This window comes from Candidatus Clavichlamydia salmonicola (assembly GCF_015356765.1).
Taxonomy (GTDB): Bacteria; Chlamydiota; Chlamydiia; order Chlamydiales; family Chlamydiaceae; genus Clavichlamydia; species Clavichlamydia salmonicola.
The window spans coordinates 244,642-260,418 of record NZ_WTCQ01000002.1 but is presented as its reverse complement, the minus strand read 5'-3'; the positions used below and the strand labels follow the sequence as shown (position 1 = coordinate 260,418).

General features: G+C 34.5%; 18 protein-coding genes. 17 read left to right on the top strand and 1 reads right to left on the bottom strand.

Going from position 1 to position 15,777, the window contains the following annotated elements:
* The 17 genes from CLAVI_RS03135 to CLAVI_RS03055 form a co-directional block, all read left to right on the top strand.
* Positions 1 to 745: hypothetical protein (locus CLAVI_RS03135; protein ID WP_194844143.1), on the top strand; the 745-nt coding region annotated here is incomplete at its 5' end.
* A gap of 906 nt (positions 746 to 1,651) precedes the next feature.
* Positions 1,652 to 2,407 (top strand): hypothetical protein, encoded by a 756-nt coding sequence (locus tag CLAVI_RS03130; RefSeq protein WP_194844142.1) that lies wholly within the window; start codon positions 1,652 to 1,654, stop codon positions 2,405 to 2,407.
* A gap of 336 nt (positions 2,408 to 2,743) precedes the next feature.
* Entirely contained in the window at positions 2,744 to 2,971 is a 228-nt protein-coding gene (locus CLAVI_RS03125; RefSeq protein WP_194844141.1) for a hypothetical protein, read from the top strand.
* A gap of 536 nt (positions 2,972 to 3,507) precedes the next feature.
* The gene (locus CLAVI_RS03120; RefSeq protein ID WP_194844140.1) at positions 3,508 to 4,467 is read left to right on the top strand and encodes a hypothetical protein; all 960 of its coding nucleotides are present in this window, start codon (positions 3,508 to 3,510) and stop codon (positions 4,465 to 4,467) included.
* 310 nt (positions 4,468 to 4,777) lie between these two features.
* A complete protein-coding gene (locus CLAVI_RS03115; RefSeq protein WP_194844139.1) occupies positions 4,778 to 5,038 on the top strand; it encodes a hypothetical protein in 261 nt (86 codons plus the stop codon).
* Complete coding sequence (locus tag CLAVI_RS03110) at positions 4,996 to 5,742, top strand: hypothetical protein (protein WP_194844138.1); 747 nt, start codon at positions 4,996 to 4,998, stop codon at positions 5,740 to 5,742. Before CLAVI_RS03115 ends, CLAVI_RS03110 begins: the two co-directional genes overlap by 43 nt.
* Positions 5,743 to 5,929: 187 nt before the next feature.
* Positions 5,930 to 6,910, top strand: a complete 981-nt coding sequence (locus CLAVI_RS03105; protein ID WP_194844137.1) for a hypothetical protein — start codon at positions 5,930 to 5,932, stop codon at positions 6,908 to 6,910.
* Positions 6,907 to 7,185 carry a hypothetical protein gene (locus CLAVI_RS03100; protein ID WP_194844136.1) on the top strand — a complete coding sequence of 93 codons (279 nt, stop codon included), beginning with the start codon at positions 6,907 to 6,909 and terminating at the stop codon, positions 7,183 to 7,185. Before CLAVI_RS03105 ends, CLAVI_RS03100 begins: the two co-directional genes overlap by 4 nt.
* Before the next feature lie 6 nt (positions 7,186 to 7,191).
* On the top strand, positions 7,192 to 7,854 hold the full coding sequence (locus CLAVI_RS03095; RefSeq protein ID WP_194844135.1) for a hypothetical protein: 663 nt from the start codon (positions 7,192 to 7,194) through the stop codon (positions 7,852 to 7,854).
* Between the two features lie 201 nt (positions 7,855 to 8,055).
* Positions 8,056 to 8,253, top strand: coding sequence for a hypothetical protein (locus CLAVI_RS03090; RefSeq protein ID WP_194844134.1), 198 nt, complete (start codon positions 8,056 to 8,058; stop codon positions 8,251 to 8,253).
* A gap of 35 nt (positions 8,254 to 8,288) precedes the next feature.
* Positions 8,289 to 8,663, top strand: a complete 375-nt coding sequence (locus CLAVI_RS03085; RefSeq protein WP_194844133.1) for a hypothetical protein — start codon at positions 8,289 to 8,291, stop codon at positions 8,661 to 8,663.
* 109 nt (positions 8,664 to 8,772) lie between these two features.
* The gene (locus CLAVI_RS03080) at positions 8,773 to 9,048 is read left to right on the top strand and encodes a hypothetical protein (RefSeq protein WP_194844132.1); all 276 of its coding nucleotides are present in this window, start codon (positions 8,773 to 8,775) and stop codon (positions 9,046 to 9,048) included.
* Positions 9,049 to 9,280: 232 nt separating this feature from the next.
* The gene (locus CLAVI_RS03075) at positions 9,281 to 10,192 is read left to right on the top strand and encodes a hypothetical protein (RefSeq protein ID WP_194844131.1); all 912 of its coding nucleotides are present in this window, start codon (positions 9,281 to 9,283) and stop codon (positions 10,190 to 10,192) included.
* Positions 10,193 to 10,238: 46 nt separating this feature from the next.
* On the top strand, positions 10,239 to 10,913 hold the full coding sequence (locus CLAVI_RS03070) for a hypothetical protein (protein WP_194844130.1): 675 nt from the start codon (positions 10,239 to 10,241) through the stop codon (positions 10,911 to 10,913).
* Between the two features lie 113 nt (positions 10,914 to 11,026).
* Positions 11,027 to 12,181, top strand: coding sequence for a hypothetical protein (locus CLAVI_RS03065; protein ID WP_194844129.1), 1,155 nt, complete (start codon positions 11,027 to 11,029; stop codon positions 12,179 to 12,181).
* A 334-nt stretch (positions 12,182 to 12,515) separates the two neighbouring features.
* Positions 12,516 to 13,472 (top strand): hypothetical protein, encoded by a 957-nt coding sequence (locus CLAVI_RS03060; RefSeq protein ID WP_194844128.1) that lies wholly within the window; start codon positions 12,516 to 12,518, stop codon positions 13,470 to 13,472.
* Between the two features lie 762 nt (positions 13,473 to 14,234).
* Entirely contained in the window at positions 14,235 to 15,020 is a 786-nt protein-coding gene (locus CLAVI_RS03055; protein ID WP_194844127.1) for a hypothetical protein, read from the top strand.
* A gap of 180 nt (positions 15,021 to 15,200) precedes the next feature.
* Here CLAVI_RS03055 and CLAVI_RS03050 read toward each other — a convergent pair whose 3' ends face one another.
* Complete coding sequence (locus tag CLAVI_RS03050) at positions 15,201 to 15,713, bottom strand: hypothetical protein (RefSeq protein ID WP_194844126.1); 513 nt, start codon at positions 15,711 to 15,713, stop codon at positions 15,201 to 15,203.
* Positions 15,714 to 15,777 lie beyond the last annotated feature (64 nt).

Genomic DNA, 15,777 nt, shown 5'->3' with positions numbered 1-15,777 from the left:
TATTGGAAGAAAATGGCCAACAAATGTATCTGAAGCATGTGTTAATTTTAAGCAGAATATAAAAAAGGGAAATGAGTTAATTCGATTCATGGGCGCTTCTTTATGTACTATTGCGGGGTGTGCATTAACTGTTATTTTTTATAACTATTTTGATGAATCTTTTAAAAGTAACAATGTATCAACAAATAGTGTTAGTTCGATGCCTACATTTGTGTCTAGCTTGGATCTGTCTGGAAAAAATGTTAAAATTTCCGTTGTTTCAGGAGCTGTATATGGCGCATTATGTCTTATAAAATGCGTAGGAGAATTTTTTTTTGGTGATTTTTTGACATATAGGCTCTTTATGAGTTCTCAAAGGTCAGGATTAGATTGGGAAAGGTGTAAAGATCGATTAAGGCTGGAAATAAAAGTTCATGGTGTCCTGAATGTTTGGAGCACTATGATAAGCCTTTTGAGTATGATTTTAATTGTCAAAGGAGATGAGTCTGTGGTATCAGAGGTTGAAAAAGGGAACAGAATTTTAATGGTTGGACTTTCTTCTTTAATTTATTTGTGTGATGTTGGCTTAATTTTATCTATGTTAATTTGTTTTGATGTTTATGAAAGAGATAGGGTGGAAGAATTAAGACAGTTTGATTTAGTTCGGTTGGCTTTACCTCTGCATCCAAATAATGGAGAGGGAATGCCTATGATGGCGATGCCTCCACAAGCTCAAGATCCTGGAGAAATGCGTGGTCGCGGATGATTTATTTTTTATTATTTAAAAAGTAATGATGCCAGAAATAATATAGAAATTGTAAAGCTATTTAGGTTTTATGGCTGTAGAACAATTGTGCTGTAACATTGTGTCAATAGTATGGTTTAAGACTCTATCTAAAGTATTGCGTAACCTAAAGCATAATTATGCTGAATAGATGAAAGGTTGTTTAATGTATAACTGTGGCTTAAATGAATGTGGCTTCTATTAGGTTAGTTTTTATTTATTACATATCTGCAGTGGAGTAGCTGTAAGTTATAGCTTCTTAATTACTGGTGTTATTTCAGCGGGGGTCTTCTTTTTTAATTCTAATAAACTTAAGCTATTATCTAAAGCCTAATGAAGGCATTAGTCAATAATCCATATTTAGTAAAAAAGTTAGCTCATTTAGACGAAGAGGATAGGCATATTTTTTGATCAATTGAAGATATGGTTGTGAGTTAGTTTTAGTAAAATTTATTTCTAAATTATAAGGAAGTAGGGTAATTGCAAATGGTGTTATTAGTGGACTTTCTTATGGGTCTATGTTTTAGATGTTGATTTAGCCTTATTGAATATGGTTTTTTTTAAGATATTAAGGGCAAGAGGACAGTAAATTTTGAAGCTATAAATAAGGAGCTATATGTCTGTCTATCCTTGTTTAAGATATAGTAAAATTTAGTATGGTATTAATCAGAATATCCTTATATCCTTCTTACAATGAAGCTTGAACAAGGAATATGAGGGTATGTTCTTCTATTAAGTGCTTATGGGTATCACAAGCGCTCTACTTCGTGAATGTATTATATTTTTCAGATGTAAATAAAATAATATAGAAAAAAAATGGTAAGGTTAAGGGAAGACTCACGTTAATTGTCACCATGTGTACTTAGCTATAAATGAGGAATTTTTTACATGGGACTGATTTTTATTGGAAGGCAATGGCCTACAAATACATCTCACGCCTTGTGCAATATAAGAGATAATATGAAATGTGGATGGAAGGTTACTCGGCTTATAACAGCTTCTACAATGAGTTTTTTAGCTGGATTCATTTTTACTTGTTCTGCATTTGCTGATGAAATAGATGTAAGTAATAATGATGCAACAATAAATGCTGTTTCCACTAGATGTTCTTCTAATGATTTGAATGTACTTAATATGATGCCTAAAGCTTGCCTTATTGGGGGTTGTATATATGGCGCGTGTAGTATTATAAAATTTGTAGGATCTGTTGTAAATAAAGGTATGAGGCCCTTTATAGAGCTAGGAGCAGATGATTTAGATGTAGATGTAATGAATAGACATATTGATATATTATTTTCAGATATGCTTTTTTGTTTATTCCCTGAGATTTTAGCAGGTGTGGTGGGTCTAGATTATGCTTATATAATTATAGGAATATCTACATCTGGATCGATAGAAAGGTGGGTATTAGCAAATCGTGTTTTTGGTATATTTTCTACTGGATTCTGTGCATTAGATACAGTGTTAGCTTTATGCGATATGATTTCTTTCAATGTCTATGAAGGGAATAGAATAGCATTATTAAGACGGAGGGATGTAGCTTTTTTGGCATGGCCTTTGCATCCAAATAATGGAGAAGGAATGCCTATGATGGCGCTACCTCCACAAGCTCAAGATCCTGGAGAAATGCGTAGTCGAGGGTGAGTTATTTTTGATGATTTAAAAAGTGATGATGCCAGAAATTATAAAGATAGGTCTGATGATTATAGAACAATTATAATCTAAAGGAATGCATCGCTAATAATGATTTAAAGAGACATCTCATGACTTTTTTAATGAATAAATGTTGTTGTAACTACGCATTGTATTTTTGATTCTAATGCGCTTGCTGTAATATTTAAAGCTTGTTTCATTCAGGGTTATCTACATCTATGCTGCATCTAGTTTTGTAAAAACTGTATCAGTTATTCTGAAAAAAGATGTTAGACAATGTTTATGTTAAGGAACAGTAGTCTAGACGTATAAATCACCAAAAAAGAAATGAATCAAGTATTTAAATATTTGTTTTTGTCTGCATTTCCAGAGCTTTTAGCAGGTTTATTTGGTGTAGATTATGCTTGTGTAGTTATTGAAGGAGCTATATCTGGCACACCATCAAAGTGGGTATATTCAAATCAAGTTTTTGGTAGATTCTATGTATTAGATTCTATTCTAGCTTTGTGTGATCTAATTTCTTTTAATGATGATGACGAAGGAAAAAAGATATGAATGTAGATTTGTTGCCTTGCTTCCAAAAGATCATAATCTTGAAGAAATGTGTGTTTAAGGAGGAGTAATTTTTTATTATTTTGTGTTCTTAAAAGATGATAATACGAGAAATGATGTTGTTCAACTTATAGTTGCAGCTTTAATGAATGGTGCTGTTATTAGATTATTTTTTGTTTATCCATGTCCTTATGGAGTGGTATAAATGATAAACAAAAATTAATGTGATTGGCGATCATATATTTTCCTTCTAACAAATTTCTTCTGGTAGCTAAAGCTTGCTTAGTGCATGTCATGGCTTTCTTTAATAAGGGTATTTTACCATTTATAAAAAAAATAGCTATTCTAGATTAAGCTGAGTTAGATCCTTCTTTAGGATCTTTTGAAGTTAGTTTGGAAATAGATTCTTAGAAAATTTTTTGAGCTGCGATATTTAATTTAACTTTTTTAAAAATAGATTAATTAATAGTGATTATTTATTTATTTTTATTATATCCTGTAGTTCATTTCTTTTTTATTTAACTATAGATGGTATTTTTATGAATTCAGGTATAGAGTTTTTGGGAAGGGTATGGCCTACAACTCCATCTAGAGCATTGCGCAATTTAAAATATAATATGCAATATGGATGGAAGGTTACTCGACTTGTAACATCTGCTATAATGAGTGTTACTGCTGCTGGATTAGTGTCTACTTGCTCTACATGTGCTAATGAAGCAGATGTTACTAATAATAACTCCACAACTAGTGTTGTTGCAAATACACTTCCAGATTTTAGTTTTAATGTACTTAGTGCAGCAGCTAAAGTTTGTTTCATTGGCGGTTGTATGTATGGCACATGTAGTGTTGTAAAATTTGTAGTAGCTATAGTGCATAAAGGTATTAGGCCATGTGTAGAACTAAGCAGAGCTAATCTAGATGAAAATGCAAGAGATATACATACTAATAGGGCGGTTAGAAATATGATTGTGGGGTTACTTCCAGAGTCTTTAGCAGGTTTTATGGGTATGGATTATGGTCGTTTAGTTGTAGCAGAATCTATTTATAGATCGCCAAGTTGGTTTGTTGCAAATGGTGTTATTGGTGGACTTTCTTGTGGGTTGTACCTTTTAGATACCAGTATAGCTTTATGGGATATGGTTTCTTTAGATGTTGAAGAGCGAGATAGAAGAGCTGCTCAGGTTAGGCGATATTTAGGAGAGTTATTTGGGTTGCGTCAACAGCAAAGTGAAACTGAAGAAATGTCTGTTCTGCAGAGGTATTTTAGTAGTATGGATCAGATGGAGGGTTATGTACCAATAGGGTCTTGGTTGTCTTCATTGTCACACAATGACGAGGGGAGCAGTAATCATGCATCATTTGTTTTCAGCCCAGGTTTAGGGGATGTGATAAGACATGTTTGGATGGAGGATCTATTTCCAAAAGATGAAGAAGGTGATGATGATGTATTTGAGGATGCCATAAGTGTTGATTCAGTATTGCGTGGAGTTGGTGAATAAGTGGGCCAGATAGTAGTAATGTTGCCTGAACCCTTTCTCCAAAGGGTTATCTAAAAAATTTTGCAAAGATTGTGAGAGGGGTATAATTGGCTATAGGATAATTATGGCCCCAAATATCATACAATAAAAACATGTCAATAAGAATAAAATAATTTTTTAATAATGATGATTTAATTTTTTATTTTACACTATAATTAACACTTTTTCTCATTCAAGATAAAGGGTGTTTTTTTATGAGTACAGATATAGTTGTTTTGGGTAGAGTATGGCCTACAACTTCATCTAGAGCATGGCGTAATTAAAATATAATATGAAGCATGGCTGGAAGGTTACTCGATTTGTAACATCTGCTTTAATGAGTCTTGCTGCTGCTGGATTAGTTTCTACTTGCTCTACATGTACTAATGAAATAGGTGTTAATAATAGCACATCAGCAATGAATATTATTACTAGAAATTCAACAAATAGCACTGTTGCAATTACATATTCTTCCATTGATTCTAATGCACTTAATACAGTGGCTAAAGTGTGTTTTACTGGAGGGTTTCTGTATGGGGGTGTAGTGCAGTAAAATTTGTAGTAGCTGTAGTGGATAAAGGTATTAGGCTATGTTTAGAACTAAGTACAGCTAATCTAGATGAAAAAGCAAAAAATAGACATATTTTTTGGTTAATTGAAGATATGTTTGCTTGTTTAATTCCAGAGGTCATGGCAGGTTTCATGGGTATGGAGTATGGTTGTGTGGTTGCGGTGGAATCTACTGCTCGCTCGCCAGCAATTTGGGTAATTGCAAATGGTATTGTTGGTGGGCTTTCTTGTGGATTGTACATTTTAGATATGGGTATAGCTTTATGGGATATAGTCTCTTTAGATGTTAAAGAGAGGGATAGAAGAGCAGCACAGGTGAAGCGGTATTTAAGAGATGTATTGCAAGTAGATCAACTGCCAGGTTATGAAGAAGAGAGGATGTTTAAGGTGCAGTGGTGTTTTACTAAGGATCAATATGAAGGCTATGCAGAGTTGGGGTCTTGGTTACCTTCATTTCCACATAATCCAGAGGTAAAAAGATCTATGAAGAAAGGAGATTTTAATGATTCAACCATGGTGTTCTGTTCAACAGCAGGGGATGTAATATTAAAAGTTTTGATGGTTGTGCCTGTGTCAGAAGATGAAGATGATGGGAGCCATAATTTCTCACTATCATTTGAAGGTGCTGGGCAATGCGGCAAGATAGTACAGGTTATGCCTGACCGCTTTCTCCAAAGGGTTATCTAAAAATCTTGGCAAAAATTATTGGATAGTGTGTGTAATTTTCTATGGATAATTATAATCCTACATACTAAAAAATAAAAGAAATCTAAAAAATGCTGTGATTGAAAATAAAGATAAATTCATTTATTAATGATGATTTATTTTTAAACTATATTTTAATTCTTTTTTTTAACAAAGATAGTATTTTTTTATGAGCACAGGGTTAGTTTTTTTTGGTAGAGTATGGCCTGAAAGTCCATCTAGAGCATTACAGAATTTGAAATATAATATGAAGTATGGATGGAAGGTTGCTCGACTTGTAACATCTGTTGTAATGAGTGTTGCTGCTTGTGGATTAATTTCTACTTGTTCTAAATGTGTGACTGAAACAGATGTGGATAACAACCAATCAGCAGATAATGCTGTTTTAACTACATCTTCTTCCTTTGATTTTAATGTACTTAATACAGCAGCTAAAGTTTGTTTCGTTGGGGGGTGTATGTATGGTGTATGTAGTGTTGTAAAATTTGTAGTAGCTGTAGTGAATAAAGGTATTAGGCCATGTATAGAACGATATGTAGCTAATCTAGATGAATATGCAACAGATAGACATATTTATCTTTCAATTTTAGAGATGTATGTTTGTTTACTTCCAGAGTGTCTAGCAGGTTTTATGGGTGTGGATTACGCTGTTTTAGTTACGCTTCCGAAGCAATCATTAGTAAATTGGTGGGTTGCAAATAGTATTGTTGGTGGACTGTCTTGTGGTGCATATGTTTTAGATACTGGTGTAGCTTTATGGGATATGGTTTCTTTAGATGTTGAAGAGAGAGATGCAAGAACAGCGCAGCAAGAAGGGTTGTTAGGGGAAGGATTTGAATTGCCGCAATTTTTAGGTGGTAATGGGGAAGCAATATCTATGGCGCCATTAAGTTCTTTTCCACCTCAATATGATGAAATAATGGCGATGTGGCAGCTACCTTCTAGTCCACCAGACGTTTTCTCAAGATCTGGTGTAGAGGTTATAAGGAATGTTTTAGTGGTTATGCCATTACCAGGATATAATGACGAGCTTGATCAAGGAAATGAGGAGCCTTTTTTAGGGGCAGGGCGAATTGGTGAGACAGTAATGATGGCACCATCACATGTTCGCCGATTTTTTTCTAAAGGTAATGCTAGAAATACTAGATGAGCTCATGTGTAGGTTTTTTAGGTAGAGAATGCCCAGCAGATATGTCTACAGCATGGCGTAATATAAAGCATAACATGTGTAATGGATGGAAGATTACTCGGTTTGTAACTTCTGCTATAATGAGTGTTGGTGCTGCTGTATTAGTTTCTTCTTGTTCTACATGTGTTAATGAAGTAGATGCAGGTAACAACCAATCAACAGCTAATGCTGATTCAACAACATCTTCCTTTGATTTAAATGCGCTTAATACAGCAGCTAAAGTTTGTTTTGTTTGAGGGTGTGTGTATGGAGTTTTTAGTGCTGTAAAATTTTCATTAGCTCTAGCTAATAAAGGCATTAGGCTCTGTGTAGAAAGAGGATTAGTCAATCTAGATGAAGATGAAGAGGAAAGACTGATTAATCGATCAATTGCAGATATGTTGGTTGCTTTATTTCCAGAGGTTTTAGCAGGTTTCTTGGGTATGAATTACGCTTGTGTAATTATAGTAAAATTTATGGAAAACCTATCAGTACATTGGAGAGTCATAAATAGTATTCTTGGTGTGCTGTCTTGTGGGTTATACGTTTTAGATGTTAGTTTAGCTTGCTTTGATATGATTTCTTTAGATCTTGAAGAGAGAGAAGCAAGAATAGCGTGGGAAGAAGGGTTTTTAGGGAGAGGATTGGGATTTCCACGATTTTCAGGTGGTAATAGGGAAGAAATATCTATGGTGCCATTAAGTTCTTTTTCACCTCAATATGGTGAAGTAATGGCGATGAGGCAAATGCCTTCTAGTCAACCGCAAGTTTTCTCAAGATCTGGTGGAGAGGTTATAAGGAATATTTTAGTAGTTATGCCATTACCAGGATATAATGACGTGTGTGATCAAGGAGATGCAGGGCCTCTTTTAGGGCCAGGGCTAATCGGTGAGATAGTAGTGATGGCGCCACCATATGTTCGCTGATTTTGTTCTCAAGATAATGCTAGAAATACTAGGTGAGATTATTTTAAAGAGGTATCACTGGTTTTAGATCAACGATGATCCTCAAAGTCATATAATAATAAAGATTTCAAAAATATTTTTTTAAATAAAATGATGTAAATATAAAGTAATTTATTTTAAGCAATGGCTAATTTTTTTTCATTTAACATAGATAGTATTTTTATGAGCTCATGTGTAGCTTTTTTATGTAGAGAATGCCCTGCCGATATATCTACAGAATTGCGTAATATAAAGCATAACATGTGTAATGGGTGGAAGATTACTCGACTTGTAACTTCTACTATAATGAGTGCTGCTGCTGCTACATTAGTTTTTACTTGTTCTACATGTACTAATAAAGTAGACGAAAGCCACAGCTAATGTTTCTCTAACTACATCTTATTTTTCTGATTTTAATGTGCTTAATACAGCAGCTAAAGCGTGTTTGTTTGGGGGGAGGTGTATATGGTTTGTGTAGTACTATAAAATTTTTAGTCTCTGTAGCCAATAATGGTATTATGCCATGTATAAAAAGAAGGGCAGCTAATTTAGATGAAGATCAGCTGGATAGACATATTACTCTATCAATTGAAGATATATTTTTTTATTTTCTTCCAGGTGCTGTCGTAGGTTTCATGGGGATCGATTATTCTTGTTTACTTGTTGTAAAATCTATCTCTGGAACACCAGGGCAGTGGGTACTTATGAATAATATTTTTGGTGGAATTTCTTGTGGATTGTATGTTTTAGATGCTTGGCTAGCTATGGGATATGGTTGTTTTAGATATTGATCTATCTGTATTGGATATGATTTGTGTAGTTATTGAGGAGAAAGATAAAACAGCAATGGGGTTGTGATGGTATTTAGGAAAGATGGATGCTGAAGCACAAGGATTATTTATGGTGCAGGCGCCCTCTGGTGAGGATGATGTTAGATTATCGGAAGAATTAGGATGTTTGAGGCATCAATTTTCAGGTGATCCAGGGGAAGGAAGATTTATGGATGAGGAAAGCTGTGATTCATTTGTTGTTCAAGAGAGCAATGGTGTGGACATTGTGAGAAATGTTTTGTTGGTTCAGCCATTACCTGGGTCAATAGGTGAAGAAGTAGGCAATCATAGTTTAAGTGGTTCTTTGGAAGGTGTAGGGCAAATGGTTCAGATAGTAATAGTTTAAGCATCTGATGTGCCTTCAGCCCTTTTCTGCAATTCTGGTAGAAATTATTCGAGTAGGTATAGTATAATTATGGTTAAAACATCATAATAAAAAAAATTTAAAATTATTCCTTCATTTAAATTAAAAAAATAAATAGAAGTAAAAAAAAAGATTTATTAATGATGAAGATTTATTCTTTTTGTTTTAAGCTGGGGTTAACTTTTTTCTCGTTTAACATAGATGATATTTTTTTATGAGTGCTGGTATAGTTTTTTGGGGTAGGGAATGGCCTAGAGATCCATCTGTAGCATGGCGTAATATAAAGGATAACATGTGTAATGGATGGAAGATTACTCGACTTGTAACATCTGCTTTAATGAGTGTTGGTGCTGCTGTATTAGTTTCTTCTTGTTCTACATGTGTTAATGAAGTAGATGCAGGTAACAACCCATCAACAGCTAATGCTGATTCAACAACATATTCTTTTGATTTTAATGTACTTGGTACAGCAGCTAAGGTTTGTTTTATTGGAGTGTGTGTGTATGGCGCTTTTAGTGCTATAAAATTTTCATTAGCTATAGCTAATAAAGGCATTAGGCTCTGTATAGAAAGAAGATTAGCTAATCTAGATGAAGATGAAGAGGAGAGGCGGGTTAATCGATCAATTGAAGATATGTTGCTTTGTTTCTTTCCAGAGATTTTAGCAGGTTTCATGGGTGTGGATTACTCTTTTGTAGTTATACTAACATCTATGGAGAGCTCATCAGGAGATTGGGGCATTGTAAATAATGTTTTTGGTGGAATTTCTTGTGGATTATACGTCTTAGATACTTGTTTAGCTTGCTTTGACATGATTTCTTTAAATATTGATGAAGTAGCAGAGCAGCGTCTTCAGGTGGTGCAGAGGGTAATTCCAGTTCCAAATGGTAATGGAGAAGGCATACCTATGGTACAGATTCCTCGTCTTGTAGATGTTCGTCTGCAAGGCAATGATGGAGGTATTATGAGAGGTGTTTTGATGTTGATGCCATCAGCGAATAGAGGTAATGCCCCAGGGATGAACCAAGAAGAATTAGCTCAATTACTCCAGCGACCAATGTTAGCTAACAATCGTGGAGGAAGAGATAGGAGTCTGCCAAGAGGCCGAGTATTTTCCCTTGTATAGACCTTAGAGAAAAGGCATTTTTAATTTAAAATAGATTTTAGTTTTCATGAATTCAGGAATATGTTTATGGGGGAGAGTTTTGCCAAAAACACCTCAAGAAGCTTGGTATAATATTAAGAAAAATACTTGGAAAAGTTGGAATGTAGTTCGATGTATAACTTCTTCTACTTTGTGTATTGCTGGGGTGGTATTAGCTTGGCAATGTTATGATTGTCAAGAGCAGTCAACACCTGTCCCTGTAACATTTAATTTTGATGAATTAAACACTACTAAAAAGGTTTGTTTTGTTGGAGGGGCTATCTATCTGACATGTGGAGTGGTTAAAGGCACTGTAGCTGTAGTAAAAAAAGGTATGATAGAAGGTATAATCAATAGAGTAGTTCGTCGTAGAAGTGTAGAAGGAATAAGATATTCTCAAAAGTCAAAATTAGAGATTTGTGCTGATTTCTTGCCAGAGTTTATGGCAGGTATTGGAGGGAGCTTTTTTGGAGCAGTGCTTCTTGGGGTGAGTGCTCAAACACCATCATTCCAAAGTTTATTATTAAATAATTTTGCAGGTGGCACAGCTGTAGCGCTTTATTCAATTGATGCTGGGTGTGCTGGCATGGAATTATCCTGTTCAAATGAAGAAGAGATGGATGAGGAGGCAATTTTAGCATTGCCTGGGTTGCTCTCTAATTCACCTGTCTTGTCTGATTCAAAAATTGAAAATGCTAATTAGGTCTAAATCTTTAAATAATTAAAGCATTTAATCCTTATTTAGAATTCTATTTTTTTTCTAATGATTTTTTAGAAACAATAATTTTTTTAATTTAAAAAGATATTTTATTATTTATGAGTTCAGTGATGTCTTTATGGGGAAGAGAGTTTCCTAACAATTTATCTACAGCAGTACATAATATTAAGCGTAATATGAAAAGGGTCAGCAAGGTTTCCCATTTTGTGATGGCTACTATTTTAGGTGCTGTGGGGGTAGCTTTAGCTACGCAGTGTTCTGTATGTTCAGATTCAGAAGAAACCACAAGGTCAATAGATACATCTGGAACGATTTGCTTGGTTGGAGGAATATTGTATGGTGTTGCAGGTGTATCTGTGGCCATGAGAGCAATTGTTCGAAAAGTTATTGTTGTAGGCCTTAAGGTTAATGAAGTTAATGAAGATACTGAAAATGGAGAAAGGTTTATCGAAAGAGCAAAAGCAGATCTTTATTCAGAGCTACTTCCAAGAGGACTTGCTGGTATAACAGGTGCTTTTTATGGAGGCGTGATTTTACCTTACTCTATATTATGTACTTCTCATTCAAGTACATGCCCATTAACTAATGTTGTGTTAGGTAGTGTTGCTACTGGATTATATGTTATGGATGCGGGGGTGGCTTTATTAGATTTAGTTTGCCTAGATGTGGATGAGCAGAAAAAAATGAAAAAAATGGAAAAAAAATGGCATGCGCTTAGGAAAAAGGGATTAAAGATGTTACCCATTTCGTTTATTTCAATAAGCTCTAATAGCCATGGATGGCGGCCATGTTTTTCGAGAGATGATATGGATGGCACGATTTGGACATCACAACAGCTGGATGAGATGATGAAAAAATGTTACAGCCTGCCACCAGCAGTAGAAGGGAGGCAATTTGAGTCTAGCGCTCAAAGGGTTGGAAGAGCTCTTCCACCGCTGCCATTAGAGGCTTGCAGTGGTATATCTGTAAAAGAAGTCTTAGATGAAGAGGATAGTGATTTAGAAGAATTTTCAGGCTTTTCTAGTGGGCCATTTATAAAGGAAGATGTAGATAGTGTTTCAGAAGTTTCTTTAGACCTTTTTTGCTATGAATGTTTGCTTGGTGATACACATAGTACTTCAGAAGATTCTTTAGGGTTTTCTTTTCATCAAGGAGTGCTTGTAGATATAGATAGTAGTTCAGGCGATGATTTAGGGTTTTCTTCTCATCGAGGAGTGCTTGTGGATATAGATAGTAGTTCAGAAGATTCTTAAAGCCTTTTTCTAAAGATTGGTGTAGTTATGGGTTAGAGAGATGGAGACTTTTTTTTAGGATAGAGCCGATGGTTATAGAGACATAGTCGTTTATATGGTATTTTAGGCGGTGTTATTGCTGTAAATTATTTTTAGAAATATCAGATCTAATAAACATAGATGTAGTTAGAACTGTGAAAAAAAGAAAAATTATAGAGCCTAGAGTTCTTTTTAATAACTGTACTAATTCATTTTCATTCAATAAAATTGTTTATTAAATATTTTTTTTTAATTCTAGATATATTTTATTTTTATTATATCAATGATAATAATGTTTTTCTTTATTTAGAAAATAATGAGTGTTTTTGTGGGAGTGAATATATTTTTATGGGGAAGAAAGGCTCCGAGCAACTTTGGAGAGGCTTATCGCAATATTAAAGTGAATATGAAGAGTGCAGAGAAAATTCTTCGAGTAGTAACTTCTCTTCTTTTAGGTGCTGCTGGAATGGCTTTAGTGTCATTTTGTAAAGTATGTAACGAAGACTCATCTTTTAATACGAATAGTACATTACTAAATGCTACTGGCCTCAATAGTGCATCAATCAATAATACAGTTGCGCTGAATAGTACAGGGACTGCATTGAATCTTACTGCATCCTGGCAAGGTTTCGATATCGCTGGTAAGGTTTGTTTGGTTGCAGGAGGGGTATATGGATTTGCTGGTGTTTTTGTGGTGATTACAACTCTTGCAGGAAAAATTATTATTCCATGCCATAAGAGTTGTTCTAGACAGCAGGATTCAAGTTCACCAAGAGAGCGAAGAAGAATTTGCATGAATGTATTGAAAGGATTTATACCAGAATTTATGGCAGGTGCTTTAGGCTCTGTTTATGGTTGTGTTACAATGCCTATGCTTCAGTTAGAGCTAATTTCTTCTCCTGTCATGGTAGCCGCAAATACTGCTTTAGGTTATGGTTCTTCTGGATTTTATCTACTTGATGCTGCGATAGGATGTTATGATTTAAGTTGTTCAGATATATTTGAAGCGAGAGAAGAAGAGGAGAAACAGAAGAAACCTCTTAGTAAAGAGGTTAAGTGTTTTAAGGTATATACTGAGAACAATGTACAACAGGGTCATGATGGAAGTATGACGTTAATATCCCTTAAAGATGCTAAGGATAAATTCAATCCCGAACTCAATAAATGGCATTTTGGGGATGAGGGTGAAGAAGATGGACCTAGTTTATTGTTACTGCAGGATACATTGTTAGCGCTAATAGATGATGGTGGGCTTGAGGTGAGCCATAAGTAGCTCTAAATTAGAGATCAGGTTTCTGAAGCAAAAGATGTATAAACGTTGATAATTGGCATGAAGGATGAATATAGTTAAAGTTCACTTTCGTTAAAGAAGGACGCCTTTTACTATCTCATTACCATCTTAATTTTAGGTTTAAGACAGCTGTTTGTTATAGGGATGCTGAGATAGAGTATTCTGAACTTGCAATTATGAGATTTTTTAAAAAGGCTTCTTTTACAGACTTTATAAAGCATTAAGTTCAGCAATTATGGCTCTCCATAGTCGTTCTAAAGGAATGCTTTTGGTATTTATTCTTTAGCATATTAGAATTCCTACAGGCTCAACTTGGGCTATAGCTATGATGCTAAAATAATTCATTTACATAATTTTTGCTATGACAAAGCTAATGCTGAGTCAAGAATATGTAAGATAGTAAAAGCTACTACATCAGTGATTGGTTAGATGATTACACATGTTGCATTTAATAAAGCATCGCTTCATCTTTTATCAGCTTAAGGAGGTTAAAGAAGGGCTAAGAATGCTTCATGTATGATTGAGCAGAACAATTACAGTTGGCATAATTTTAATATACTAAGGAAGAAAAGCTCTTCTGAGTACTTCTCAATGTTATAGCAATTAACTTATTTAGATAACGTTTCATTATAAATTGACAATAAATAATATTGTTAATATTTATTTTAAATATGTATTTAGTTTATTTTTATTGTGTGGCTGATAATAATCCTTTTTTTTTTATTAAAATAATAAGAGTTTTTTATGAGTTCAGTTATGAATTTATTGGGAAGAAGGCCCCCTGGTAGCTTTAAAGAGGCGTGTCACAATATTAAAGTTAATATGTGTAGCTTGGGAAAAGTTTTTCGTATAGTAACATCTGCTGCTTTAGGTGCTGCTGGAGTGGCTCTAGTTACATCTTGTAAAACATGTGGTGAAGCAACATCTTGTAATGTGAATGGTACATCTCTAGTTTCTGCAGCACCAAGTAATCCATTGGTTATAGAGCCATTTGATTTTTTTCAATCATGGGAACAGTTAGAGGTTCTTGGTAAGGTTTGTTTGGTTGCTGGGGCAGCGTATGGATTTTCTAGTCTTGTTGTAGTTGTTACTACTCTTACAGGCAAAATTATTATACCATGCGTAAGGAGTTCTAATTGTATGCAGGATAGAAATCCATTAAGAAAGAGAAGTCAAGATTTACAAGAAATAATTACAGGCTTTTTACCTCGGCTTGTAGCAGGTTCTATTGGGACTGTTTATGGTGGTGTTGCTATACCTATGGCTATGCTCAAATTGGCTACTCCTCCTAGTTGGCCAATAGAAAATGCAGTTTTAGGTTATGGTGCTGCTGGATGGTATTTCCTTGATGCTGGGATAGCGTGCTATGATTTAACTTTTAAAGATTTATTTAAACTAATGGAAAAGAAAGACGAAGAAGAGGTAGAGCAAATCATGCTAGAGAAAAAAGTGCAAGAATGTGTTTCAGAAAGCAGTACAAGAATAGGAGAAGAATGTTCTTTCAAAATGACCAAGGAAACAGTGGTATAGATAAAGTTAGCTTTAGTTAAAGAATGAGGCATTCTTCACAGACTAATGCAATATGGGTAATGTCTCAAAGATCATTCATGTAGTAGTTCTTGTTATTTGAATATTATTGGATAAACATTAGCTTGTTTGTGGTAAAAGAGTGAAAGTCTGGAGTTTATAGATAATTTTTAAGTCTTTCAGCTAGAGATCAATTAGATTTGCTACAGGTATTGGAGAAAAGTTTTTTTCAGGAAGCTGGTTTAAAGCTTTTTCATGACGAAAATTGTGTAGGTGAACTCCTGTAGCAACAATAGCTGTAGCCCAAGCTAGGCCTAACATAATGATGACATGACTAGGTGATATAAACATTGCTGAAACAAATATTAAGCCTGCTGTTGCTCCTAATATACTAAAGCATAGTACCCAAGTCATCCATTTAGAAGCAGCATTATAATGCATGCCTTTAGAGTGATTATGTATGGCCATAATTGGTAAAACGATAGCCCCAGCTGTAGCTGCTATGATGGCTGTTATTGGCTTCACTAGGCCAAAGATAAATGTTAAAGAAACATTAAGAGTTATTAAGGCGACTCTTGATAAAGTAGAATTAGCTTGATCAAAGTTTCTTTGAATTCGTTGTGTTATCAATCTTTCAGGGAAAAGCCATGCATTTAAACGGGTATGTGATTGAACACAGCAATTACAGCTAGGCATAATTTTAATATAAAAATGATATATAAAGGTTAGATTTTAATCTTATTTGAAATTTATTTAAACA

Coding starts and splice junctions, on each gene's coding strand:
- CLAVI_RS03130 (WP_194844142.1), top strand. CDS start 1,652: ATGGGACTGATTTTTATTGGAAGGCAATGGCCTACAAATACATCTCAC.
- CLAVI_RS03125 (WP_194844141.1), top strand. CDS start 2,744: ATGAATCAAGTATTTAAATATTTGTTTTTGTCTGCATTTCCAGAGCTT.
- CLAVI_RS03120 (WP_194844140.1), top strand. CDS start 3,508: ATGAATTCAGGTATAGAGTTTTTGGGAAGGGTATGGCCTACAACTCCA.
- CLAVI_RS03115 (WP_194844139.1), top strand. CDS start 4,778: ATGAAGCATGGCTGGAAGGTTACTCGATTTGTAACATCTGCTTTAATG.
- CLAVI_RS03105 (WP_194844137.1), top strand. CDS start 5,930: ATGAGCACAGGGTTAGTTTTTTTTGGTAGAGTATGGCCTGAAAGTCCA.
- CLAVI_RS03100 (WP_194844136.1), top strand. CDS start 6,907: ATGAGCTCATGTGTAGGTTTTTTAGGTAGAGAATGCCCAGCAGATATG.
- CLAVI_RS03090 (WP_194844134.1), top strand. CDS start 8,056: ATGAGCTCATGTGTAGCTTTTTTATGTAGAGAATGCCCTGCCGATATA.
- CLAVI_RS03085 (WP_194844133.1), top strand. CDS start 8,289: ATGTGCTTAATACAGCAGCTAAAGCGTGTTTGTTTGGGGGGAGGTGTA.
- CLAVI_RS03080 (WP_194844132.1), top strand. CDS start 8,773: ATGGTGCAGGCGCCCTCTGGTGAGGATGATGTTAGATTATCGGAAGAA.
- CLAVI_RS03075 (WP_194844131.1), top strand. CDS start 9,281: ATGAGTGCTGGTATAGTTTTTTGGGGTAGGGAATGGCCTAGAGATCCA.
- CLAVI_RS03070 (WP_194844130.1), top strand. CDS start 10,239: ATGAATTCAGGAATATGTTTATGGGGGAGAGTTTTGCCAAAAACACCT.
- CLAVI_RS03065 (WP_194844129.1), top strand. CDS start 11,027: ATGAGTTCAGTGATGTCTTTATGGGGAAGAGAGTTTCCTAACAATTTA.
- CLAVI_RS03060 (WP_194844128.1), top strand. CDS start 12,516: ATGAGTGTTTTTGTGGGAGTGAATATATTTTTATGGGGAAGAAAGGCT.
- CLAVI_RS03055 (WP_194844127.1), top strand. CDS start 14,235: ATGAGTTCAGTTATGAATTTATTGGGAAGAAGGCCCCCTGGTAGCTTT.
- CLAVI_RS03050 (WP_194844126.1), bottom strand. CDS start 15,713: ATGCCTAGCTGTAATTGCTGTGTTCAATCACATACCCGTTTAAATGCA.